General features: G+C 30.7%; 21 protein-coding genes and 2 tRNA genes. All 23 read left to right on the top strand.

Features of this window, described 5'->3' with window-relative positions:
- Positions 1-11 precede the first annotated feature (11 nt).
- The 23 genes from mfd (at position 12) to B3B03_RS02180 (ending at position 24,373) form a co-directional block, all read left to right on the top strand.
- A complete protein-coding gene (gene mfd / locus B3B03_RS02070) occupies positions 12-3,527 on the top strand; it encodes a transcription-repair coupling factor (RefSeq protein ID WP_346876358.1) in 3,516 nt (1,171 codons plus the stop codon).
- Between the two features lie 85 nt (positions 3,528-3,612).
- Positions 3,613-4,614: a peptidylprolyl isomerase gene (locus tag B3B03_RS02075; protein WP_346848842.1), complete on the top strand. Its 1,002-nt coding sequence runs from the start codon at positions 3,613-3,615 to the stop codon at positions 4,612-4,614.
- A gap of 147 nt (positions 4,615-4,761) precedes the next feature.
- The gene (spoVT, locus tag B3B03_RS02080; protein WP_035132504.1) at positions 4,762-5,310 is read left to right on the top strand and encodes a stage V sporulation protein T; all 549 of its coding nucleotides are present in this window, start codon (positions 4,762-4,764) and stop codon (positions 5,308-5,310) included.
- A 217-nt stretch (positions 5,311-5,527) separates the two neighbouring features.
- Positions 5,528-7,063, top strand: a complete 1,536-nt coding sequence (locus tag B3B03_RS02085; protein WP_346876359.1) for a polysaccharide biosynthesis protein — start codon at positions 5,528-5,530, stop codon at positions 7,061-7,063.
- Positions 7,064-7,080: 17 nt separating this feature from the next.
- On the top strand, positions 7,081-8,544 hold the full coding sequence (gene mazG / locus B3B03_RS02090; RefSeq protein WP_346876360.1) for a nucleoside triphosphate pyrophosphohydrolase: 1,464 nt from the start codon (positions 7,081-7,083) through the stop codon (positions 8,542-8,544).
- Positions 8,545-8,655: 111 nt separating this feature from the next.
- Positions 8,656-8,931 (top strand): HU family DNA-binding protein, encoded by a 276-nt coding sequence (locus B3B03_RS02095; protein ID WP_035132498.1) that lies wholly within the window; start codon positions 8,656-8,658, stop codon positions 8,929-8,931.
- Positions 8,932-9,037: 106 nt separating this feature from the next.
- Positions 9,038-9,298: an RNA-binding S4 domain-containing protein gene (locus B3B03_RS02100; RefSeq protein WP_346848845.1), complete on the top strand. Its 261-nt coding sequence runs from the start codon at positions 9,038-9,040 to the stop codon at positions 9,296-9,298.
- A gap of 76 nt (positions 9,299-9,374) precedes the next feature.
- The gene (gene yabP, locus B3B03_RS02105) at positions 9,375-9,671 is read left to right on the top strand and encodes a sporulation protein YabP (RefSeq protein WP_346848846.1); all 297 of its coding nucleotides are present in this window, start codon (positions 9,375-9,377) and stop codon (positions 9,669-9,671) included.
- A 7-nt stretch (positions 9,672-9,678) separates the two neighbouring features.
- Complete coding sequence (gene yabQ / locus B3B03_RS02110) at positions 9,679-10,071, top strand: spore cortex biosynthesis protein YabQ (RefSeq protein WP_035132492.1); 393 nt, start codon at positions 9,679-9,681, stop codon at positions 10,069-10,071.
- 125 nt (positions 10,072-10,196) lie between these two features.
- Positions 10,197-10,463 carry an FtsB family cell division protein gene (locus B3B03_RS02115; RefSeq protein ID WP_035132490.1) on the top strand — a complete coding sequence of 89 codons (267 nt, stop codon included), beginning with the start codon at positions 10,197-10,199 and terminating at the stop codon, positions 10,461-10,463.
- 81 nt (positions 10,464-10,544) lie between these two features.
- Positions 10,545-10,961 carry a S1 domain-containing RNA-binding protein gene (locus tag B3B03_RS02120; RefSeq protein WP_035132487.1) on the top strand — a complete coding sequence of 139 codons (417 nt, stop codon included), beginning with the start codon at positions 10,545-10,547 and terminating at the stop codon, positions 10,959-10,961.
- Positions 10,962-11,169: 208 nt separating this feature from the next.
- Positions 11,170-11,258 (top strand) — tRNA-Leu (locus B3B03_RS02125).
- 5 nt (positions 11,259-11,263) lie between these two features.
- Positions 11,264-11,339 (top strand) — tRNA-Met (locus B3B03_RS02130).
- Between the two features lie 423 nt (positions 11,340-11,762).
- Positions 11,763-14,165, top strand: coding sequence for a stage II sporulation protein E (spoIIE, locus tag B3B03_RS02135; protein WP_346876361.1), 2,403 nt, complete (start codon positions 11,763-11,765; stop codon positions 14,163-14,165).
- A 165-nt stretch (positions 14,166-14,330) separates the two neighbouring features.
- Positions 14,331-15,761: a tRNA lysidine(34) synthetase TilS gene (gene tilS / locus B3B03_RS02140; RefSeq protein ID WP_346848848.1), complete on the top strand. Its 1,431-nt coding sequence runs from the start codon at positions 14,331-14,333 to the stop codon at positions 15,759-15,761.
- The gene (hpt, locus tag B3B03_RS02145; protein ID WP_346848849.1) at positions 15,754-16,293 is read left to right on the top strand and encodes a hypoxanthine phosphoribosyltransferase; all 540 of its coding nucleotides are present in this window, start codon (positions 15,754-15,756) and stop codon (positions 16,291-16,293) included. Before tilS ends, hpt begins: the two co-directional genes overlap by 8 nt.
- A 154-nt stretch (positions 16,294-16,447) precedes the next feature.
- On the top strand, positions 16,448-18,463 hold the full coding sequence (ftsH, locus tag B3B03_RS02150) for an ATP-dependent zinc metalloprotease FtsH (protein ID WP_346848850.1): 2,016 nt from the start codon (positions 16,448-16,450) through the stop codon (positions 18,461-18,463).
- 189 nt (positions 18,464-18,652) lie between these two features.
- Positions 18,653-20,323: a formate--tetrahydrofolate ligase gene (locus B3B03_RS02155; protein ID WP_346876362.1), complete on the top strand. Its 1,671-nt coding sequence runs from the start codon at positions 18,653-18,655 to the stop codon at positions 20,321-20,323.
- A 304-nt stretch (positions 20,324-20,627) separates the two neighbouring features.
- Positions 20,628-22,112, top strand: a complete 1,485-nt coding sequence (locus B3B03_RS02160) for a carboxyl transferase domain-containing protein (RefSeq protein WP_346876363.1) — start codon at positions 20,628-20,630, stop codon at positions 22,110-22,112.
- Between the two features lie 12 nt (positions 22,113-22,124).
- The gene (locus B3B03_RS02165; RefSeq protein ID WP_346848853.1) at positions 22,125-22,499 is read left to right on the top strand and encodes an OadG family protein; all 375 of its coding nucleotides are present in this window, start codon (positions 22,125-22,127) and stop codon (positions 22,497-22,499) included.
- Positions 22,500-22,524: 25 nt separating this feature from the next.
- The gene (locus tag B3B03_RS02170; protein WP_346876364.1) at positions 22,525-22,941 is read left to right on the top strand and encodes a biotin/lipoyl-containing protein; all 417 of its coding nucleotides are present in this window, start codon (positions 22,525-22,527) and stop codon (positions 22,939-22,941) included.
- 16 nt (positions 22,942-22,957) lie between these two features.
- Positions 22,958-24,097 carry a sodium ion-translocating decarboxylase subunit beta gene (locus B3B03_RS02175; RefSeq protein ID WP_346848855.1) on the top strand — a complete coding sequence of 380 codons (1,140 nt, stop codon included), beginning with the start codon at positions 22,958-22,960 and terminating at the stop codon, positions 24,095-24,097.
- A 105-nt stretch (positions 24,098-24,202) separates the two neighbouring features.
- Entirely contained in the window at positions 24,203-24,373 is a 171-nt protein-coding gene (locus tag B3B03_RS02180) for a hypothetical protein (RefSeq protein WP_346876365.1), read from the top strand.
- Positions 24,374-24,375 lie beyond the last annotated feature (2 nt).

Raw genomic sequence — 24,375 nt, forward strand, 5'->3', positions numbered from 1 at the left:
GAGGTGATATTTTGAGACTAAAAGGAGTAATGACACCTTTAAAGTTAAGTAGTGAATATAGAGATATAAAGAGATATATAAATGAGGAAAAGTATCCATTAGGCATACATGGTCTTTCGGAATCTGGTAAGAGCTACTTACTATATGGTGTTTATGAAGATATAGAAAAAAGTATGCTAGTGCTAACTCATAATGACATGGAAGCTAAAAACATATATGAAGATCTTAGCTTTTATTGTAATGATGTATATTATTTTCCTACGAGGGAGGTAACTTTTTACAATGTAGAAGCTGTATCAGGGGACTTGAGATGGGAGAGGCTGAAAGTATTAAATAAGATTCTTCATGAGGGAAAATGTATTGTTGTAACTTCTATCGAGGCTTTAGCAGCATCCTATGCTCCTGTAGAGCTATTCAAGAAATTTTCATTTGAAATTTCTTTAGAAAGTACCATAGACATAAGAGAGTTGAGCGAAAAACTTGTACAATGTGGTTACGAAAGGTGTAGTGTTGTAGAAAACATAGGTCAATTTTCAGTTAGAGGGGGGATTATAGATGTTTATCCTCCTATTAGTAGCATGCCATTTAGGATTGAGCTTTTTGATGATGAAGTTGATTCCATAAGAACTTTTAATAAAGACAATCAAAGAAGTATAGATAAAGTAGATAAAGTAGAAATATTTCCAGCTAAAGAGATAATTCTTACAGAAGGGGTTATAAATCTTGCAAAAGAAGAAATTAGAAAGGAATTAGATGGAGCTATATCAAGATTTAATAAATCTAAAGATAAGGATGCTTTAGAAAGAATAAATTCTACGGTTAAGACAAATTTGGAGAGTCTTGAAGAAACTTGGACCTTTGAAACTATTGATAGCTATATTCCTTATTTTTATAAAAATAAAACTACATTTTTAGACTACTTTAAGGATAGTTTAGTTGTAGTGGATGATGTAAATAGGGCTATGGGTAAGTTGGATAGTGTATACTTTGAATTTGAAGAGAATTATGAAAATTTTCTAAGTAGAGGTAACATTTTACCGAAACAAGGAGAACTACTAATACCTAAAGAAATGATTGGAGAAATTTTAGAAGTGAGTAAAACTATAACTTTACAGAGTTTAGGAACTGCTTCTAATGCATTAAAACCAAGAAATTTAATAGCATTTTCTCAGATTACAATTCATGATTATCATGGACAGTTAGACATGCTTATTGAAGATATAATAGAGAAAAAGAAAAAAGGATATAGAACTTTAATTTTATCTGGTACAAGAACAAGGGGAGAAAGATTAATTGACACTTTAAGAGATAGAGGGATAGAAGCTACTTATAAAGACCTAGTTTCTAGCATTCAGCAAGGGGAAGTAGTGGTGACCTTTGGAAGTTCTATTAAAGGATTTGAGTATCCTGATTTAAAGGTATGTGTTATATCAGACTCCGAAGTTTTCGGTCAATCTAAGAGGAAAGCCACAAGAAGAACTACTAAAAAAGGTGCAGGAAAAATAAAAAGCTTTACTGATTTAAAGCTTGGTGATTATGTGGTACATGTGAACCATGGAGTTGGTGTATATAAGGGTATTAATCAATTAGATGTACAGGGAAATAAAAAAGATTATTTGGTTTTAGAATATAATTCAGGAGATACTTTATATGTCCCTGTAGAGCAATTAGATTTAGTACAAAAATATATTGGCAGTGAAGGCAAATCACCCAAAATAAATAAATTAGGTGGAAGTGAATGGGCAAAGGCTAGAAGTAAAGTAAAAAAATCTGTTGAAGATATTGCTGAAGATTTGGTTAAGCTTTATGCTATCAGAAATACTTTAAAGGGACATAAATATGCCAAGGACACCCCTTGGCAAAGTCAGTTTGAAGGAGAATTTCCATATGAGGAAACCCCGGATCAGTTAACTGCAATTGAAGATATTAAAAAAGATATGGAAAGCGATAAACCTATGGATAGGCTTCTTTGTGGGGATGTTGGATATGGGAAAACCGAGGTTGCGCTTAGAGCTGCCTTTAAGTGTGTTATGGATGGAAAACAGGTAGCTATATTAGTACCTACTACAATACTAGCAGAGCAACACTATAAAAATATGTTAAAAAGGTTTTCAGATTTTCCTATTAAAATAGGAATGATTAGCAGATTTAGAACTGCGTCTCAAGTTAAAGAAACTTTAAATGCTCTAAGAGAAGGAAATTTAGATATTATAGTAGGTACTCATAAGTTGCTTCAAAAGAGTGTGGTATTTAAGGATCTAGGTTTATTAATTGTAGACGAAGAGCAAAGATTTGGGGTTAGTCACAAGGAGAAGATTAAGGAAATAAAGAAAAACATAGATGTATTAACTTTAAGTGCTACTCCTATTCCTAGAACCCTACACATGTCTTTAACAGGAGTTAGGGATATAAGTATAATAGAAACTCCTCCTGAAGAAAGATATCCTATTCAAACTTACGTTGTAGAATTTAATGATCAACTTATAAGAGATGCAATAATTAGGGAAATGAACAGGGGAGGACAAGTATTTTTTGTATATAATAGGGTTGAAACTATAAGTGATATGGCAACATATTTGCAAAAGTTGGTCCCAGAAGCTAGAGTTGCTATAGGTCATGGTCAGATGACCGAAAGAGAATTGGAAAAGGTAATTATAGATTTTGTAGATAAAAAATACGATATACTTTTAAGTACAACTATAGTAGAGACTGGTATAGACATTCAGAATGCAAATACTATGATAATAGCAAATGCAGATAAGATGGGATTATCTCAACTATATCAATTAAGGGGAAGAGTAGGGAGAACCAATAGAATAGCATATGCTTACTTTACTTATACTAAGGATAAGGTTTTAACAGAGGTTGCAGAAAAAAGATTAAAGGCAATAAAAGACTTTACAGAATTAGGCTCAGGATTAAAGATAGCTATGAGAGATTTAGAAATAAGAGGTGCAGGGAATATAATGGGAGCAGCTCAATGTGGTCATATGTCTGCTGTTGGATATGACTTATATTGCAGAATGCTTGAAGATGCAGTAAGCATTGTAAAAGGTGAAGTAGATAAGGAACCTATTGAAACTACAGTAGATATGAAAATTGATGCATATATTCCTAGTAACTATATACAGGATGAAACTCAAAAAATTCAAGTATATAAAAAGATTGCATCTATTGAATCCTATGAGCATATGTTAGAGGTTATTGAGGAGATTGAAGATAGATACTCTAATATTCCAGAAAGTGTTTATAATTTAATGAATATAGCTTATTTAAAGGCAATTGCTAGAGAAATTGGGGTTTTAGAGATAAAGGATACTGGAATTCAAGTACAGATAACCTTTAAAGACAAGTCATACTTAACTTCTGAAATGGTAAAATATATACTAGACAATTATAAGAGACAAATCACATTTAAAATGGGAGATGTTCCAGTTCTAGTGTATAAGAGTAAGGATATTAATAAAAAGGAGCTATTAGATATACTTATAAATATTATTAAGGATTTATCAACAATGAGTAAATAGATTTAGCTACTATTTATTTAATAGTATTTTTATGGTAAAATTGAATAGCAATAATAACTAAAAAAACCGAATGGAGGATAATAAATTGATAAAATTAAAGAAGATTTTAGCTGGTCTAATGGCGTCTACACTAATGCTTTCAGCAGTGGGGTGTGGAATGATAGAAAAAACAGAGGCAGGTATTAATAAGACAGTAGTTGCTAAGGTTTATAAAGAAAAGATAACCTTAGGAGAAGTGGACAGTAGGTTAAGTACGGTTTATGAGCAAGTAAAGGCTCAGTACGGAGAAAATTATAAAGAAAATTCAGAGGCTATGGAATATATAAAGAAGCAAAGATTAAGTATACTAGATACTATGGTTAATGATATTGTCATAAAAAATAATGGTGAAAAGCTTGGAGTAGTGCCTTCTGATGAAGAAGTTCAGACTAAGGCTAAAGAGAAACTTGATGAGATAAAGAAATCCTTTAAAACTGATGAAGAGTATAAAAGTGCTCTTAAAACAGCTGGAGTTACAGAAGAGAGCTTCTTAGAAGAATTAAAACCAGCAGTAATATCTAATGCTGTATATGAAGAGGTAGTTAAAGATGTTACTGTTACAGATGATGAAATAAAGACTTATTATGATAGTAATCCAAATTCATATACTGAAAGTCCTAATAAAGTTAGGCCAGCACACATACTAGTTAAGACAGAAGAAGAAGCTAAAGACGTAATTGCAAGATTAGATAAAGGTGAAGATTTTGCTAAGCTTGCTACTGAAAAAGGTACAGATGCTACAAAGGACAAAGGTGGAGACTTAGATTGGATTGAATATACTAGCAATCAGTATGATAAAACTTTCTTAATGGCAGCTATAAGTCTTAAGAAAGGGGAATATACTAAGGCTCCTATATCAACTCAATTTGGATTTCATGTTATAAAGTGCTTAGATAAAGAAGAGTATCCTGTTAAGCCTTTAGAAGATGTTAAAGGAGCGATTAAGGATGTTCTATTAGAACAAAATAAATATAATGTGTGGGTAGAAAAAGTAACTGCTTGGCAAGAAGAAGCTAAAATAAAATTATATGAAGATAAACTAAGTTAATAATTGGTAGAAAGAGATTGATGTCATATTTGGCATTAATCTTTTTTTATTTTTTATTAATGAAAAAATTTCTAGGATGTATAAAATTTGAGTTAAGAAGGATAATAATAGCATTAATACTATTTACATAAATAAGGAGGATATTTAATGAAAGCTACAGGAATAGTAAGAAGAATAGATGACTTAGGTCGTGTTGTAATACCAAAAGAAATTAGAAGGACATTAAGAATTAGAGAAGGAGATCCGCTGGAAATATTTACAGATAGAGAAGGGGGAGTTATATTAAAAAAATATTCACCAATAGAAGAATTGAGTGAGTTTTCTAAGGAATATAGTGAAGCGCTACATCAAACTATTGGTAATATAGTGATAATCTGTGATAAAGACTCAATCATATCTGTAAGTGGTGGGACAAAGAAAGATTATTTAGATAAAAAGATTAGTAATGAAGTAGATAAAATTATGGAAATGCGTAAGGCTACTCTTCTAGATAAAAACTCTCAGGGACTAATACCTATATGTGATGGAGAGACAGCAGATGAATATACAACACAAGTTGTAGCACCAATAATTGCAGAGGGAGATACTGTAGGTACAGTAATTATAGTTTCAAAAGAAAATGTAAAGTTTGGAGAACTAGAGTTAAAGCTTGCGGAAACAGCAGCTTCATTCTTAGGAAAACAAATGGAACAGTAAATGTTAAAAAGCATAAATATCTATAAGATAAAATTAAATAAAGAGTATAATATGTAATTATTGCCATAGGATTGATATTAATCACATCTTATGGCAGATTTTTTATTGTTAAAGAAGTTAAAGTTAATTGATATTAGGTATATATTATATGCATTAAGTAATAAAATGTTTCTCATCAAAATACTTATTAACTATACAAAGTATTTTAGGAGGAAGTATGAAAAAACAATCGCTTTTAAAAGGAACTATGATTTTAGGAATAGCTACTATTTTTGCACGATTTTTAGGTTTGTTTTTTAGAATACCAATACAAGGATTAATTGGTGACCAAGGGATGGGATATTATCAGATGTCATACCCTATATATATGACTTTTGTAGCAATAGCATCAGGAGTACCTATTGCTATGTCAAAATTAATATCAGAGTATAATGCACGCAACGATACCAATGCTGTTAAACAGGTACTTAAGGATACTCTTAAAATAATGATTCCACTTGGGATAATAATATCATTTTTAATGTTGTACTTTGGAGATAATATTATAAATATCTTAAGGTGGGATAATAAGTCATATCAATCCTTTATGATTATATCTTCAGCACCTATATTTGTATGTATTATGTGTACATTTAAAGGATATTTCCAGGGACTTCAGAATATGAATAATACTGCAATATCTCAAATTATAGAACAGATAGGTAGGGTAGTTTTTGGCGTTATATGTGCATATTTATTACTTCCTAAAGGAATTGAATATGCAGCAGCAGGAGCCGCATTTGGAACGGTAGCTGGAGGATTGCTGGGAAGCATTTACTTGGTAATAAAATATTTATTTGTTAGATCAAAGTCTTATAAATTAAAAGTGAAAAGGAGTAATAAAATACTATCAAACTTAGTACAAGCAGCATTTCCTATATCCGTAGGAGCTGCAGTTGGAACTATTATGGCTTTAATTGATTCTATAATAGTACCTCAAAGACTCTTGTTAGCAGGTTATACTATTCAAGAAAGTGCCATATTATATGGTCAATTTACAGGTAAGGCTATGACTCTTCAAAATATCCCACTGGCACTTTCTATTGCTCTATGTTCAGCTTTAGTACCTATAATATCAGAGGTATATTCTATGCATAATCAAAATGAATTATACAGAAGGGTAAACATGGTATTTAAGTTATCTTTTGTTATAGGTATTCCAAGTGCATTAGGGTTATTTTATCTTTCAAAACCTATTATGGGATTAGTGTTTATGGGGGATGTAGCAGGGCATGAAATACTTAAATTATTATCTTTATCAATACCATTAATTATAATAACACAGACTACTACATCGCTTTTACAAAGTTGTGGTAGATATATGAAACCGGTATATTATCTTGCTATAGGGTGTCTATTTAAGGTAGTCATTACCTATGTTTTAGTAAGTAACTCTAGATTTAATATATATGGTGCAATAATTGGAAGTATAGTTGGATATGCAGTAACTAGCATTTTAAACTTGAAAGAGGTTAAAAAATTGCTCAAAGTAAAGATAAACCTATATGAAGTAGTTATAAAACCTTTATTTGTGTCATTAATTATGATAATATCTGTTGTTTTTATATATAATAATGTCTATAATTATACACAGAGTAATGGAATATCTTGCTTAATAGCTATTTTCCTTGGTGTAGTAATATTTGGAATACTATCGATTGTATTTAAAATATTTACCATTGAAGATATAAAGGGAAAGCTCATTAAAAACTAAAAGAGGAGTAGATTCAAATGATTACAGTGGTTGGTTTAGGACCTGGTTCTAAAGATGCTTTAACCATAGGTGTACTAGAAATTTTGAAAAGTAATAAAAATATATACTTTAGAACAGAAAAACATCCTAATGTTAAATACTTAGAATCTATGGGTGTAAAGTTTAATACCTATGATAATTTTTATGAAGAATATAATAATTTTGATCATATATACAAGGCAATTGCAGAGGATCTTATAAAAATTTATCAGCAAGAAGGAGACTTAGTATATGCAGTTCCAGGTCATCCCTTAGTTGCAGAAAAATCTGTAACTATATTATTAGAACTCTGCAAGGAGAATGGAATAGAAGCTAGATTAATGCCATCAGTAAGCTTTGTAGATGCAGTTATAGAGAGCTTAAGGATTGATCCAATAGAAGGGGTAAAAATAATAGATGCCTTTGATATAAGGGAACAGGTTATGGATAAGAGATTAGGAGTAATAATAACCCAGGTGTATAACAAATTTATTGCTTCTGAAGTGAAGTTAGCTCTATGTGAATATTATAGTGATGATAGTGATATATACTTTGTAAGAGCAGCAGGCATACAAGGAGAAGAAAGTATAAGAAAAATTAAACTATATGATTTAGATAGACAAGAGGATATTGATTACTTAACTTCCATATATATTCCTAAAGATCTTAAAGGTCCTAAAGATTTTAAGGATTTAATTAATGTGATGTCTACTCTTAGGAGTGAAAATGGATGTATGTGGGACTTAGAACAAACTCATGAATCTTTAAAAAGAGGTTTAGTTGAGGAATGTTATGAAGTTATTGAAGCTATAGACGAAATGGACGATAATAAACTTATTGAGGAGTTAGGAGATGTACTTTTTCAAGTAATATTCCACGCTCAAATTGGTAAGGAGGAGGGTTATTTCAACATAAATGATGTAGTAGCAGCTATAACTGAAAAAATGATACGTAGGCATCCACATATATTTTCAGATGTAAGAGTTAAAAATACAGATGAAATATTGGAGAATTGGGATGAAATTAAAGTTAAAGAAAAGAAATTTACTAGCTATACCGATGAATTAAAACATGTTCCACGTTGTATGCCCGGACTTATTAGAGCAGAAAAGGTTCAAAAAAAGGCTGGTAAGGTAGGGTTTGACTGGGATGACGTAGAACTAGCTATGGAGAAAGTTATAGAAGAATTACAAGAGATAAAAGATGTATATAAAAATTCAGATGTGTCAAAAATACAGGAAGAGGTAGGAGATTTAATCTTTGCCACAGTAAATATTGCAAGACTTCTTGACATTGACCCAGAATTTGCAGTAAATTATACTATAGATAAATTTATAAAACGCTTCCAATTTATTGAGGAATCTGGCATTAAAAAGGGTATTGACATGAAAGAAATGACATTAGAAGAAATGGAAACCCTTTGGAGTGAATCTAAAAAGTATAATTTATCAACAAAAAGATAAATTTTTTTCAAAAAAAAGAAGGATTCTAGGTAACTTGTAAGAATATTGTAAGTATTATTTTATGTAATTAAAATATAAATTACGTAAAATTAACATTAAGGAGGTACTATTGTGAACAAATCAGAATTAATAGCAAAAATGGCTGAAAAGTCAGGACTAACAAAAAAAGATAACGAGGCGGTATTAAAAGCATTTATAGAGAGTGTTGAAGAGGCTCTTGAAGGTGGAGAGAAAGTTCAACTAGTTGGATTTGGTACTTTTGAAACTAGAGAAAGAGCTGCTAGAGTAGGAAGAAATCCAAGAACAAAAGAAGAAATACAAATACCAGCATCTAAAGTTCCTGTTTTCAAAGTTGGAAAAGAATTTAAAGACATAGTAAATAAATAATTACTTGAAAAAGCCTAGAAATGTTCTGGGTTTTTTCTTCTATTCAAAGGGATACAGGATAAAGTATAATTTCATTAAAATTTTTATATAGTTTAAGGAGGCAACTATGAGATTAGATAAATATTTAAAGGTTTCTAGAATAATTAAAAGAAGAACTGTTGCTAAAGATGTATGTGAAAATGGTAGAGTATCCATAAATGGAAAAGTAGCAAAACCAAGTACTACTATAAAAGAAGATGATATAATAGAAATTCAATTTGCTAATCAATTATTAAAAGCGAGAATTATAAATATTGCTAATCATGTTAATAAAGAAGAGGCTAAGAATATGTATGAAATAATCAGTGGGGAAGAGGATAAGGAATAAATAGAAGCATAAAATATTTTTTAATGAATATATCTTTATAGAAAGCTAATATATTTTTAGGTTTAAGGGGGATATTATGGAACCAAATAAAGATATGTCATTAGAAAATAAAAAGAGTTTTATTGCGTTAGAAAATAGAAAAAAGATGACTTTAGATGGAGTTTTAGAAATATTAAGCTTCAATGATGAACAGATACTTATAATAACTGTGTTGGGAGATATGGATATCAGAGGTGAAGAGTTAAAGATGACCAAGCTAGATGTTCAAAATGGAGATGTGGTAATAACGGGGAAAATATCTTATGTAGTATATACAAGTGAAGAAAAGAGACCAAAGAAGCGAAATAGCATTGTTTCTAAAATATTTAGGTGATTGAGTTATGATATTTGATATGGGTAGGCAAATAGCATTGTTTATATTCTCCTTACTTAGTGGAATGCTAGTTGGTATTTTCTTTGATGTATATAGAGTAATAAGAGGTTTTGAAGAGCCAGGAACCATCATAACAGCAATACAGGATATGCTATTCTGGATATTAACTGGCATTATAGTATTTATTTTTATGATGTATACAAACTATGCTTACATGAGCTTTAATGTGTTTGTATATAATTTAATTGGATTATTTATATACTTTAAACTATTTAGTAATATATTTATATTAGCATACGGAAGCATATTAAATGCCATATTAACGTTTTTTAGAGTAATATTTTATTATATATTCTATCCTATAAGAATTATTTTCAGCAAAATAACAAAAAAAATATAAAATTTATAATATTAAGGGTTGAAGAAAATAAAAATTCAAATTACAATATAGCTATAGGTTAATTTGACTACTTGAAAATAAAACCTATGACATGTTACTATTTGTAATAAGGAAGGAAAATCGATATGAAGAAATTCAGCATAAAAAAGATAGGTCTTTTACTTATAGCTCTTTACGTAGGCTTTACATTTATAAATCAACAAATAATAATGTTTAGACAACATAAAGATATTGATAACTATACTTCGGAGTTACAAGCAGCACAAGAAAAGAATCAAAAGTTACAGGATGAGATTAAACTATCACAAGATAGTCGGTATATAGAAAAACTTGCAAGGGAAAAGCTTGGGTTAATTAAAGAAGGAGAATCTCCTGTAATAGACAGTAAATAAAGTGAAAGTTACTATGACTAATTATTATTAGTTATAGTATATATAAATTTAAATTATAAATTTAAGGAGGGTCTTTTCAATATGACCTTAAAGGCTGGAAGCATTATAGAAGGTAAAGTAGTTAATATCACAAACTTTGGTGCATTTGTTGAAGTGGAAGGGAAAACAGGCTTAGTTCATATATCGGAAGTATCTGATGTATTTGTTAAGAATGTACATGATCATTTAAAAGAAAATGATGTGGTTAAAGTTAAAGTCATTTCTGTAGATGATAATGGTAAGATGAGCTTATCCATAAAGCAAGCTGGTACACCAAAAAAATCTTTTAAACCCGTAGATATAGATTGGGAAAAGGAAAAATCTAAAACTACAAGTTCAGGAAGTTTTGAAGACAGGATGTCAAAATTCTTAAAAGATAGTGAAGAAAGATTTCAAGATCTTAAAAAACACCAAGATGGTGGAAAAGGTAGAGGATATAGCAGAAAAGGATATAATTAAGCTTTATACCGAAAGGATTAAAGAGTGCTTTTTAAGCACTCTTATTTATTTTAATGTCAGTTAAATTAAACCCTAGCTTTTTTAACATTTAGTTATAATAAGTGAAGAAGAAATAAATAAAAAATATAAAAAACTATATAAATACTGTTGACATAGTTAATAATATACCATATAATAAATATTGTCGCTGAAAGGTGATGACACAAATGCTGGAGTGGCGGAACTGGCAGACGCACAGGACTTAAAATCCTGCGGTGGTTAAACACCGTACCGGTTCGATTCCGGTCTTCAGCACCAAATAACGCGGGGTGGAGCAGTTGGCAGCTCGTCGGGCTCATAACCCGAAGGTCGTAGGTTCAAGTCCTGCCCCCGCAACCATAAAAGTGGATTGAATATATATTCAATCCACTTTTTTCTTTTAAATAAGATTATTTAATTTATAATAAAGTTTAATGAATTGAATTTATAAATAGATTTCAAAAATGAATATAAATATAAGTATATTAATTAATTATATTTATATGAAAAATATTTTCCCCATGAAACCTTTTATAATTATTATTCATGACATAAAAATATAATATACGAAGATAAGAAAATTAAGAGGTATAAATTTACTAAAGTCATACTATGAGCGGAATAACTTAATAATTTAGAACCATAAACTAAAAATGAAAACAGAGGTAAAATGGAGTTTATTGTAATAAATTTCCTTATGCGAGCCTCCATTAAATTACATTTATTTCCAACGGGTATTGATATAATTAACCTGTAAAAAAAATACAGGTGGGTGAAATTATTATGCAATATGGAGAAAATATTAGGACGTATAAAAGAGTAAAGAGCAGTATGGTTATTAGTAATGATAGGGATGGTGACGGAGCAAAAATAGTAGCGAAGAGTATTGTGTTTTTCTGTGTTGCTATATTAGTTAGTAGAGTAATAATGATAAACAAATCTGCACCTTTTGGGATTGCATTTTTACTTACAATACTATTCTTAGAGGATAACAAATTATCTTTATTTGTTGGACTGGGATCTATATTGGGCTACATAACTACAATAGGTGTAGTAGAGAATTCCTTAATGTATATAACTATAGTTCCAACTTTGGTTATAATATGTTTAATTTTAAATAGTTTTATAAAAAGGAATATTAAAAAGTTTGTTATTATAGGAGCAACTTTAATAATGATTTTTGCATATACTATGTTAGTGAATCAGTATACACTACTGTTGGCACTTGGAAATACTGCATTAGAAGGAGTAAGCATAATACCTGTTTACTTAATACTGGAGTATAGTATTAATAGTTTTAAAAACATAAGAACAAAGCATTTATTTTCAAATGAAGAAATAGTTTCTATGAGTATATTAATAGCTTTAATAATTGCAGGTACTTGGGGTATTAAAGTTTTCAATATATCAATTTTAAGTGTATTAAGCATTGCCGTTGTATCTATTATAGGTTATGTTTGTGGTACAAGCATAGGTGCTACAGCAGGAATTGCGATGGGTGTAATTGTGGGAATGTCTAGTCAGAATATTTTTGGTTATGCAACAGTATTGGGAGTATGCGCCTTGACTTCAGGGATATTTAGAGAAGGTGGAAAGTTGATTTCGTCTTTAGCATCATTTATCGTATTTTGCATAATGAAGATTTATATAGCTACTTATATACCTGAAGGAATTTCACAATTTATATTGGCAGAAGGGATTTTATCTACAGCGTTATTTATAGTTATACCTAATTGTATATATGAAACTATATCTGGGGAGTTAGATGTAGAGAAAAAAAGCAAAAGATACGAAGAAGGATATGCTAATAAAGTAAAAGGAATTTTCACAGATAGGTTAGATAAATTTTCTGAAGTGCTTCTAAATATGGCTGGTACGTTGAATAATTTAGCTGATAATGATAAGTTAGATATGAGTACTAAAAGTAGTGGGCTTATAGAGAATTTAGCTAATAGAGTATGTAATAGCTGTGATACATGTGGAATATGTTGGGGAAGAGAAATGATAAATACCTATAAGGCTTTTGGAGAACTTTTAGAAAGTGCTCAGAATAAAACTAACATTTTTCCACAGTTATTAGAAAAGAAATGTATAAGGAAGGCTTCGCTAATAAGAAATACAGAAGATATAATAAATAAATTTATTATAAGTGAAATGTGGAGAAGTAGATTAGCGGAGGGCAGAGAGCTAATTGCAAATCAATTCAATAACATGGCTAAGTCTGTAGATGAGATTATGGAAGAGTTTTCAGCAGACTTTAATGAAGATAAAGATTCAGAAAAAAAGATTATGAGAATTCTTGAAAAGTACGATATAGAAGCTGATGATGTATTTGCAATAAAAGACAAGAATGAAAGATTGAATATACAGATAACCTGTAATTCTTGCAATGGAAGAAATTTATGTATAAAAAAAATACTACCTTTAATTAATGACTGTGTAGATTATAAAATGAAATTAAAAGCCGACGGTTGTAAGATTAATCCTATTACTAATAAGTGTACAGCTATGTTTGAAGAAGTACCTAAGTTTGGAGTAACTACTAGCGTATCTAGGGCATGCAAAGATGGACAAACTATCTTTGGAGATAATTTTAACTTTGGAGAAGGATATGATGGTAGTTACATGATGGTTATTAGTGATGGAATGGGCTCAGGTCCACAGGCAGGAAGAGAAAGTAAGGCTGTAGTTGAATTAATTGAGAAATTTACAAGTGCGGGCTTTAGCAGAACTACAGCTATAAATACAGTTAATTCTATAATGAGCCTTAAATTTTCAGAGGATGAAAAATTCTCTACAGTAGACTTAAGTGCAATTGACTTGTATAGTGGAGAAGTAGATTTTATGAAGGTGGGAGCAGTAGCTAGTATTGTAAAGAGTGGTGATACCATAGATATTATTAAATCTAGAAGTTTACCTATTGGAATACTAGATGAAGCAGATATAGAAATTCATAGTAAGAAAGTAAAAAATGGTGATTTGATTGTTATGTTAACAGATGGAGTTACAGACTGTGATGAAGAATCTAGTGGAAAGATAGATTGGATATTGGATTATTTATGTAGAAATGATAATGTGAGTCCAGAGGAACTATCTAAGGGTATAATTAATGAAGCGAAGAGAATAGGAAAAAATAAGGTTAAGGATGATATGACAGTTATGGTTTCTAGAGTTCACACAGCTTAATTTGGATTAAGTAAATTGGAAAGTTAATTATAGCTAATTTATAATGGTTATAATAAAAAAGTGAAGAGGTGTGTAAACATTTCTTCATTTTTTTATTATATTTGTTTTAAAATTCTTACATTTATGATATTATGACTTAAAACTATATTTTTAGGAAGTGTTTTTATGGGAGATAAAGAGTGGCCGAAAGTACATAATAATAGTATGAGAAATCAAGTTATCAAAACTATTGAAGAAAATGGAATGTTAAATAAAGGAGACAAAGTTATAGTTGCATTATCTGGAGGTCCTGACTCTATAAGTTTATTGCATGTTTTGTCTACATTAATGAATGATTATAATATAAAACTATATGCAGCTCACGTGAATCATATGTTAAGAGGTAGTGAATCAGATGAGGATGAAGCTACTTGTAGAAGGTTTTGCAAAGAAAATCAAATTGAATTCTTTAGCAAGTCTGTAGATATAAATTTAATAGCTTGTGAAAACAACATCTCCACAGAGATGGCTGGTAGGGATGCTAGATATGAATTTTTTGAAGAGCTTCTAAAAAAGCTTAATGCAAATAAAGTTGCATTAGCTCATAATGTTAATGATCAAGCAGAAACAGTACTTATGAGGTTAATGAGAGGAACTGGAATAGAAGGGCTTATAGGAATTAAACCTGTAAGAGATAAAGTATATATAAGACCGATAATAAATGTGAGCAGACAAGAAATCGAGGGTTACTGTAAAGAAAACAATCTTCCGGCTAGAATAGATCAAACAAATTATGAGCCTATATATTCAAGAAACAAGATCCGATTAGAGTTGATACCTTATATACAACAAAACTTTAACGCGGATATAATTACAACCTTAAATAGAATGTGTGAACTTATCAAACGTGATGAGGATTATATTCAAGAAAATGCAATCAAAGTTTTTCAAAAATATTGTGATATAGGAGAAGATAAGGTTATAATATATAAAGATGTATTTTATCTTCATCCATCTTTAGTAAGTAGAGTGATAAGAAAAGCTCTATTAGAAGTCAAAGGGGATATAAATAATATTCAAAGCATACATATCGATAATATTATAAACTTACAAAAATCTGGTACAGGAAAGTTTACAATTGTTCCAAAAGAAATATTAATCAAGAATGTATACGGCAATATTGAAATAACAAGGCAAAAAAAACAATGTAAAGTTGATATAGATACTATTATAAATCTTAATATGGGTAATAATTATATTGAAGAGCTAGGACTTAAAGTATATATAAGATATATAGATAGTGACAAAAAAATGAATTTTAAATCTAATGATAACATAAAATATTTTAATGGTACTAATATAAAACATATAACATTAAGATTTAGAAGAAATGGGGATAGATTTTCTCCTCTTGGGCTGAAAGGTAGTAAGAAGTTAAAGGACATATTTATAGACTTAAAGATTCCAAGAGAAGAAAGAGATTTTGTGCCTCTGCTTTGTTTTGATGAAGATATTTCATGGATAATAGGATATAAAATAAGTGATAAATTTAAAATCCATGAAGGAATAAAAAAAATTATAGAAGTAAGTGTGGAAAGGCAGGAAAAACATGAATAAGGACATTAAAGAAGTTTTATTAACTGAAGAGGTTTTGACAGAAAAAATTAAAGAAATAGGGGCTGAAATATCAAAGGAATATGCAGGGAGAGATTTAATTGTACTTGGTATTCTAAAGGGTTCAGTAATGTTTATGTCTGATTTAATGAAAAACATAACTATACCATGTAAGATGGATTTTATGGCTGTATCTAGCTATGGAGACGCTACACAATCTTCAGGAATAGTAAAAATAATAAAGGATTTAGATTTTGAAATAAAAGGTAAGGATGTGTTGATAGTAGAAGATATTATAGATAGTGGAGTAACTCTTAAATATCTTATGAAATACTTAGGTGCTAGAAATCCAAGGAGTCTTGAAATAGCTTGTTTACTTAATAAACCTGAAAGAAGAAAGGAAGAACTAGATGTTAAGTATCTTGGTTTTGATGTTCCGGATTATTTCTTAGTAGGATATGGTCTTGACTATGCTGAAATTTATAGGAATCTTCCTTATATAGGAATATTAGATGAACACGTATATATGAAGTAGTAAAGTTTTATACTATATAGATATAATCTTATTTATTTTTAAAATAGAATAGAATAGTAGTTCATTAATAATTAATATTATTGATGTTGTAAAGGAAAAACTCATATGATAGAATTTTTAGTGATATTGAACCGTAGAGAGAGGGGGGCTTTAAATGAAAAAAATTTCTAGTGCAACAATTTGGTTTTTAGTATTAATACTAGTTATATTTTCTGCACTATCATTATTCGATAGTACAGGAACTTTAAAAGAAATAAGTGTAACAGAATTTGAAAAATATATGCAACAAAAACAAGTATCAGCCATACAAACATCATCTGATGGTACATCAGTAAGGGGTAAATTAAGTGATGGTACTGAATTCAGTGTAAATATTTTACAATCCAGGTATTCTCAAATACTTAAAGAAAATCCAAACCCTAATATGAATGAAAAATATGATCCACCTGCTACAGTTCCAGTTTGGATGAGAATTTTACCTACGCTTCTTGTGATAGGAATGGTAGTGCTATTTTGGGTAATGTTTATGAATCAATCTAATGGAAGCGGTGGCGGAGGCGGCCGTGGGGTTATGAGCTTTGGTAAAAGTAAAGCTAAGATGGCTGTACCTTTAGAAGGTGATAAAAAGGTTACCTTTAAAAATGTAGCTGGAGCTGATGAAGAAAAGCAAGAGCTCGAAGAAATAGTAGATTTTCTTAAAAATCCTAAGAGATATATGGAAGTAGGAGCTAGAATTCCAAAAGGAGTACTATTAGTTGGTCCTCCGGGAACAGGAAAAACTCTTTTAGCAAAAGCAGTAGCTGGAGAAGCTGGAGTTCCGTTTTTCAGTATATCAGGGTCAGATTTCGTTGAAATGTTTGTGGGAGTTGGAGCTTCAAGAGTTAGAGATTTATTTGAACAAGCGAAAAAGAACTCTCCTTGTATAATTTTTATAGATGAAATTGATGCTGTAGGTAGACAAAGAGGTGCTGGTATGGGTGGAGGCCATGATGAAAGAGAGCAAACATTAAACCAACTTCTTGTTGAAATGGATGGATTTGGTGTAAATGAAGGCATAATAATGGTAGCTGCTACAAATAGACCAGATATTTTAGACCCAGCTCTTTTAAGACCAGGTAGATTTGATAGACAGATAGTTGTTGGTGTGCCTGATGTTAAAGGAAGAGAAGAAATATTAAAAGTTCACTCTAAGAATAAACCTTTGAATGAAGATGTAGAATTAAAAATACTTGCAAAGCGAACACCAGGATTTACTGGGGCAGACCTTGAAAATCTAATGAATGAAGCTGCTTTATTAACTGTTAGAGCTAGAAGAAAAGTTATTACTATGGAAGAGTTAGAAGAGTCTATAACTAGAGTAATGGCTGGACCAGAAAAGAAGTCTAGAGTTATTAGTGAGAAAGATAAGAATTTAACTGCATATCATGAAGCGGGTCACGCAGTAGTATCTAAATACTTACCTAATTCTTATGCTGTACATGAAATTAGTATTATTCCAAGAGGTATGGCAGGAGGATATACTTTACATCTACCTAATGAAGATACTGCATATACATCTAAGTCTAAGCTTAGAGATGATATGGTTGGTCTTTTAGGTGGAAGAGTTGCTGAAGCGTTAATTCTTGGAGACATAAGTACAGGAGCTAAAAATGATATAGATAGAACTACATCAATAGCTAAGAAGATGGTTATGGAATATGGTATGACAGATGCTCTAGGACCTATATCTTTTGGAAAAGATGATGGTGAAGTATTCATGGGAAGAGACTTTGGAAGAACAAGAGATTTCTCTGAAGAGGTTGCATCTAAGATAGATAGAGAAATTAAAGCTTTAATTGATGAGGCTTATGAGAGAACAGAAACTATTCTTAAAGAGAATATAGATAAACTTCATGATGTTGCAAAAGCTCTACTTGAAAGAGAAAAGCTTACTGCGGAAGAATTTAATGCAATAATGGAAGGAAAAACTCTTGCAGAATTTGATGCGGAAAAAGTAGTGGTAGATTCTCCGAAAGAGGAAAATGATATTCCTGTAGAAGAAAATAGTATTAGTTCTAATGATAAGTTTAAGGATTGGAATGTAGAAGCTCTTAATGATGAAGTGTCAACAGATGAAAATCAGATAGAAGAAATTTCAAATAATGAGAGTAACACATATAAAGAAAGTTAATACATTGTTTTAAAAGCACAGCTATTGCTGTGCTTTTTTTATAAAAGTAATTATGTTATAATGAACTTGAAAATAGAAGCGTATTGAAGAAACTATTGAGACAACTATATTTATAGTTATCATAGCTTAATTTATTTCTGAATTTTGAAAAAATAAAACAAATAAATATAATACTTGGGAGGTTAATTTATGAAAACTGATATTGAAATTGCTCAAAGTTCAAAGATGATACCAATTTTAGAGGTAGGAAAAACATTAGGTTTAACTGAAAATGATTTAGATCTTTATGGAAAGTATAAAGCAAAGATATCCCTAGATGTTCTTGCAAATAGAAAAGATAAGGGTGATGGGAAACTTATATTAGTTACAGCAATTAATCCAACTCCAGCAGGAGAAGGAAAATCTACAGTAACTATAGGACTTGGTCAAGCACTTTGCAGTTTAGGCCAAAATGCTGTTATAGCATTAAGAGAACCTTCATTAGGGCCAGTTTTTGGAGTTAAGGGAGGTGCTGCTGGTGGCGGATACGCTCAAGTAGTACCAATGGAAGATATAAATCTTCATTTCACAGGAGATATGCATGCTATTACAACAACAAACAATTTGTTATCAGCAGCTATAGATAATCATATTCATCAAGGAAATGAACTTCGAATAGATTCAAGAAGAATTATATTTAAAAGAGTTTTAGATATGAATGATAGAGCTCTTAGAGATATAGTAGTTGGTATGGGTGGTAAACCTAATGGATTTTTAAGAGAAGATGGATTCACAATTACTGTTGCATCTGAAATTATGGCAATACTATGTTTATCTAACAATCTTATGGATCTTAAGGATAAATTTGGGAAAATACTTGTGGCATATGACCTTGATGGAAATCCAATATATTGTAAAGATTTAAAAGTTCAAGGTGCAATGGCTATGCTAATGAAAGATGCTATAAAACCTAATCTAGTACAAACATTAGATAATACGCCAGCAATAATTCATGGAGGGCCGTTTGCAAATATTGCTCATGGTTGTAACAGTATACTTGCAACTAAAATGGCGTTAAAGCTAGGAGATTATGCTATTACTGAAGCAGGATTTGGCGCAGATTTAGGAGCAGAGAAATTCTTTGATATTAAATGTAGGTATGGAGGATTAAAACCAAACTGCGTAGTTATAGTTGCAACAATTCGTGCATTAAAACATCATGGTGGAGTCAAAAAAGATGAATTAAATATTCCAAATGTAGAAGCATTATCTAGAGGTGTTGTGAATTTAGAGAAACAAATAGAAAACATACAAAAATTTAATGTTCCAGTAGTTGTGGCTATAAACAAATTCATATCAGATAGTGATGAAGAAGTTAAGTTCATAGAAGAGTTCTGTAAAGCTAAGGGTGTAGAAGTATCTTTGACCGAAGTTTGGGAAAAAGGAGCAGAAGGTGGAAAAGACTTAGCTAATAAAGTTGTTTCAACTATTAAAAATAAAGAAAGTAAATTCCAAGTATTATATAATGAAGAACTCGACATTAAAGAAAAAATAAAAGTTATTGCAAGGGAAATCTATGGAGCAGATGATGTTGAGTTTACAGCATCGGCTAAAAAACAGATTAGTGAAATCGAAAAATTAGGACTTCATAAAGTACCTATCTGTGTAGCTAAAACTCAAAATTCTCTTTCAGACAATCCTGCTTTATTAGGAAGACCAACAGGATTTAATATATCTGTAAAAGAAGTTAAATTATCAAATGGAGCAGGTTTTATAGTTGCTTTAACAGGAACTATAATGACTATGCCGGGGCTTCCAAAGGTTCCTGCTGCAAATAAAATAGATATTCATGAAGATGGAACTATAGAAGGTCTATTCTAAATTCTTTAAATTTAAATTAGATTATATATTAATTAGTTTAATAATTAATCAGATATAATTAAAAATTAAAATTTATTTACTAATCCTATGATTTTAATAGGATTAGTTTTTTTTATAAATTTTAATAGAGAGGAATTAAAATTTATTTAAACAGAATACTATAACTAAGATTATCTAAATTGTAGAAATTTTTAAATAAGAAATTCACAGAAAAATGAATTAAAACTTGCAATGAATATATACAAATGGTGTTAAATGTGTTATTATTATATACGGTAAAGTTAATATGTCAGGAGGCAGTAAAATGAATAAACTTGAAGTGTTTAATTCGCTTAAAGAGACATCACATTTAGGTGGTGGAGATAGTCAATTGCAAATGCAACACAACCTAAATAAACTTACAGCGAGAGAAAGAGTTCTTGCATTATTAGATGAAGGAACATTTGTAGAAATTGGTGCTCTTGTTTTAGACAATGGAGCCGGTGTAATTACTGGTCACGGAACTGTAAATGGTAGACTAGTATTTATATATAGTTGTGACTATACAGTTGAAGGTGGAACTTTTACAAAAGCTATGGGAAGAAAAATAATAAATATTCTTTATAATGCTGCTAAAATAGGTGCTCCTGTAGTTCAAGTTATTGATTCCATAGGTGGAAAATTAAATGAAGGAATAGAATTACTTGGTTCCTATGGATTAGTTTTAAATAAGTATGCTAAGTTAAGTGGTGTAGTTCCAAGAATATCAATTATTTGTGGTCCTTGTAATGGGATAACATCATTAATTGGTACAATGAGTGATATAGTGGTTGCTGTAGATGAAATAAGCGATTTAAGTGTATCTTCTTTAGGGAAGCTTACTGAAAAAGAAGGTAAATATGTGGATAAATCAATGGTGAGCAATGGAGTAAGTGCTAATAAAAATAGTAATGCGCACATAAATACTGCTACTGAAGAAGAAGCATTCCAAGTTGTGAGAAATATAATTTCTTATATGCCATCAAATAATTTAGAATTACCTACTGTTAGTAATGAAGATTTAAATTTAAATTTAAGTAAGCTAAATCTTGATGAAATGGTTGAAAAGGACAGTTATTCCTTAGATGAAATATTAAATACTATAACTGATGTAGATAGTATTATAGAGATATATGGAGGATTTGCTGCAAACTTTAGAACTGTACTGGGAAAAATCAACGGTTTGACAGTTGGAGTTATATTAAACTCTAGCAATAAAGAAATTGATAATTTAGGAGCAAATAAAGTTGCAAGTTTTGTAAAATTATGTGACAGTTTCAACATATCAATTTTAAGTTTAGTAGATACCAAAGGAGCATCAGTTTCTTTAGAAGAAGAAAATAATGGACTTGCTAAAAATATAGGAAAGCTTATGTATTCGTTAATTGATGCTTCAGTTCCAAAGGTTTCTTTAGTTATTGGGGAAGCATATGGCCTTGGATATGAAGTATTGGCTTCAAGAGAATCAGCTTTTGATGTTACAATGGCTTGGCCAACAGCAAAGGTATGTTTAACAAATCCAGAAGAATATATAAAAGGATTACACAGAGATGAGATATTTAACTCAGAGGATCATAAACAAGGGGAAAAAGATGTAATTGCTAAATATTATGATGAAGTAACAACTCCATATAATTTAGCTAAAATGGGAATTATAGATGATGTAATAAAACCAAGTGAAAGCAAGCAAAGGATATTTGCTATGCTAGATATGTTACAAAGTAAAAGAGAATTAAAATATCCTAAAACACATGGTAGTACACTAGTTTAGGAGGAATAAGATATGAAAGAAACATTATTCAGAAACTTCACTCTAGATAATTTATCCTTTGCATTAGGTGTATCTGCCATTGCTATGATAATAGTGTTTGGAGTATTAATAGCACTTATGCTAATAATTAAGTTACAGAGCTTTTTATTAGGAAGAGATTATAAAAAGAAATCCAATACTAATGATGAGCCTAAAGAAGAATCAATTACGGTAAGTGAAGTTGATAACACTGTGCAAGCAGTAGATATTAATAAAGAATATGAGTTAGTAGCAGCTATAATGGCATCACTATCTGCTCATACTGGTAAACCACTAGATGAACTAAATATAAAGAGTATAAAAAGGATTAATAATAATTCAAGTTGGAGAAGTGCTTCTATTAAATAGAAGCATTGTTAGGAGGATATTTCGTATGAAAAAGTATAATGTTACAGTTAATGGAAGTTTATATCAAGTAGAAGTAGAAGAGGTAAAGGGTGAATTTGCTACACCAGTAGCAGCAGTAGCACCAATAGCATCAGCAAAACCGGTACAACCAACACAACCAGTAGCTCCAGTGGCATCATCAACTCCAGCACAAGCTCCAGCTGCATCACCAGTTGCATCAACAGCAGATGGTGCAAAGGTAGAAGCACCAATGCCAGGAACAATAGTTAAGGTACTTGCAACTAAAGGGGCAACAGTTAAACAAGGAGAGGTTCTCTTTGTACTTGAAGCTATGAAGATGGAGAATGAAATAATGGCTCCAGCAGATGGAATTGTAGTAGAGATAAATGTAACACAAGGAGCCGCAGTTAATACTGGAGATATATTAGCTGTTATTGGATAATAGGAGGTCAACTTAAATGAATGTTTTTGAAGTAATTAAGGATTTGTTTGCCTCTTCTGGGTTTGCGGCCTTAACATGGCAGCAAGCAGTGATGATAGGAGTATCTTTAGTTTTCATATGGTTAGCAATTGGTAAAAAATTTGAACCTCTTTTGTTATTACCTATAGCCTTTGGTATGTTACTTACTAACATACCATTAGGTAATATCATGGCTGAGCCAGTAGGTAAGGAAGTAGGAGGATTGTTATATTACTTATCAAGAGGAGTTAAGTGGGAAATATTCCCTCCGCTTATATTCTTAGGGGTAGGAGCAATGACGGATTTTGGCCCATTACTTGCTAATCCATCTAGTGTACTTATGGGAGCGGGGGCACAATTTGGTATTTTCTTTGCTTTTGGAGTAGCTATTCTTTTTGGATTTACACCACAAGAAGCTGCATCTATAGGAATTATAGGAGGAGCAGATGGTCCTACAGCTATATTCTTAACTAATAAGCTAGCAGGACATTTACTAGGACCTATTGCAGTGGCAGCATATTCATATATGGCACTAGTGCCGCTTATACAACCACCAATAATGAAGGCTCTTACAACTAAAGAAGAGCGTAGAATAAAAATGGGACAACTTAGACAAGTTAAGCAAATAGAAAAGATTGTATTTCCTATAGTTGTAACTATAATGGTAACTTTATTATTACCATCCTTATTGCCATTAATAGGAATGTTAATGCTTGGCAACTTATTTAAGGAGTCTGGAGTAGTTGGAAGACTTTCAGATACTGCACAAAATGCCCTAGTAAATATAGTTACTATATTTCTTGGACTTTCTGTTGGAGCAACTGCAACAGCAGAGGCCTTTATAAATCCTAAAACCATAGGAATAGTTATAATTGGAGTGGCTTCCTTTGCTGTAGCTACAGCAGGAGGAGTACTTGTAGGTAAAATCATGTGTAAATTAACTAAAGGTAAGATAAACCCATTAATTGGATCTGCTGGAGTATCAGCAGTACCTATGGCAGCTAGAGTTTCTCAAGTTGTAGGTCAAAAGGAAGATCCTACTAACTTCTTACTTATGAATGCTATGGGAGCAAATGTATCTGGAGTTATAGGAAGTGCAGTTGCAGCGGGTGTATTATTAACCTTATTCGGAGCTTAATATTAAGTTAAATTGTAAATAGTTTATAAAAAAGGTATGTACTTTTAAAATAAAGGTATATACCCTTTTTTATTTGATAATAATAAAAAAAAGGAGGCGATTATTATGAAGGATATAATGATTCAATCTCTAATTGAAAAAGAAAATGAGATTATTAAAAGTTATAAAAGTTATCTGACAAACATACCTGTTCAAGAAATTGACAACAAGGCACAGGACTCTATTATAAGACATAATAATCATGTAAAGACTTTAAAAAATATTATAGGGAGGTAGGG

Source organism: Clostridium sp. UBA5712, assembly GCF_002419845.1.
In the GTDB taxonomy this organism is placed as follows: domain Bacteria; phylum Bacillota; class Clostridia; order Clostridiales; family Clostridiaceae; genus Clostridium_J; species Clostridium_J sulfidigenes.

Bases quoted from the DNA above. Each gene is read 5' to 3' on its own strand.
- spoVT (WP_035132504.1), top strand. From the start codon at position 4,762: ATGAAAGCTACAGGAATAGTAAGAAGAATAGATGACTTAGGTCGTGTT.
- B3B03_RS02085 (WP_346876359.1), top strand. From the start codon at position 5,528: ATGAAAAAACAATCGCTTTTAAAAGGAACTATGATTTTAGGAATAGCT.
- mazG (WP_346876360.1), top strand. From the start codon at position 7,081: ATGATTACAGTGGTTGGTTTAGGACCTGGTTCTAAAGATGCTTTAACC.
- B3B03_RS02100 (WP_346848845.1), top strand. From the start codon at position 9,038: ATGAGATTAGATAAATATTTAAAGGTTTCTAGAATAATTAAAAGAAGA.
- yabP (WP_346848846.1), top strand. From the start codon at position 9,375: ATGGAACCAAATAAAGATATGTCATTAGAAAATAAAAAGAGTTTTATT.
- yabQ (WP_035132492.1), top strand. From the start codon at position 9,679: ATGATATTTGATATGGGTAGGCAAATAGCATTGTTTATATTCTCCTTA.
- B3B03_RS02115 (WP_035132490.1), top strand. From the start codon at position 10,197: ATGAAGAAATTCAGCATAAAAAAGATAGGTCTTTTACTTATAGCTCTT.
- B3B03_RS02120 (WP_035132487.1), top strand. From the start codon at position 10,545: ATGACCTTAAAGGCTGGAAGCATTATAGAAGGTAAAGTAGTTAATATC.
- spoIIE (WP_346876361.1), top strand. From the start codon at position 11,763: ATGCAATATGGAGAAAATATTAGGACGTATAAAAGAGTAAAGAGCAGT.
- tilS (WP_346848848.1), top strand. From the start codon at position 14,331: ATGGGAGATAAAGAGTGGCCGAAAGTACATAATAATAGTATGAGAAAT.
- hpt (WP_346848849.1), top strand. From the start codon at position 15,754: ATGAATAAGGACATTAAAGAAGTTTTATTAACTGAAGAGGTTTTGACA.
- ftsH (WP_346848850.1), top strand. From the start codon at position 16,448: ATGAAAAAAATTTCTAGTGCAACAATTTGGTTTTTAGTATTAATACTA.
- B3B03_RS02155 (WP_346876362.1), top strand. From the start codon at position 18,653: ATGAAAACTGATATTGAAATTGCTCAAAGTTCAAAGATGATACCAATT.
- B3B03_RS02160 (WP_346876363.1), top strand. From the start codon at position 20,628: ATGAATAAACTTGAAGTGTTTAATTCGCTTAAAGAGACATCACATTTA.
- B3B03_RS02165 (WP_346848853.1), top strand. From the start codon at position 22,125: ATGAAAGAAACATTATTCAGAAACTTCACTCTAGATAATTTATCCTTT.
- B3B03_RS02170 (WP_346876364.1), top strand. From the start codon at position 22,525: ATGAAAAAGTATAATGTTACAGTTAATGGAAGTTTATATCAAGTAGAA.
- B3B03_RS02175 (WP_346848855.1), top strand. From the start codon at position 22,958: ATGAATGTTTTTGAAGTAATTAAGGATTTGTTTGCCTCTTCTGGGTTT.
- B3B03_RS02180 (WP_346876365.1), top strand. From the start codon at position 24,203: ATGAAGGATATAATGATTCAATCTCTAATTGAAAAAGAAAATGAGATT.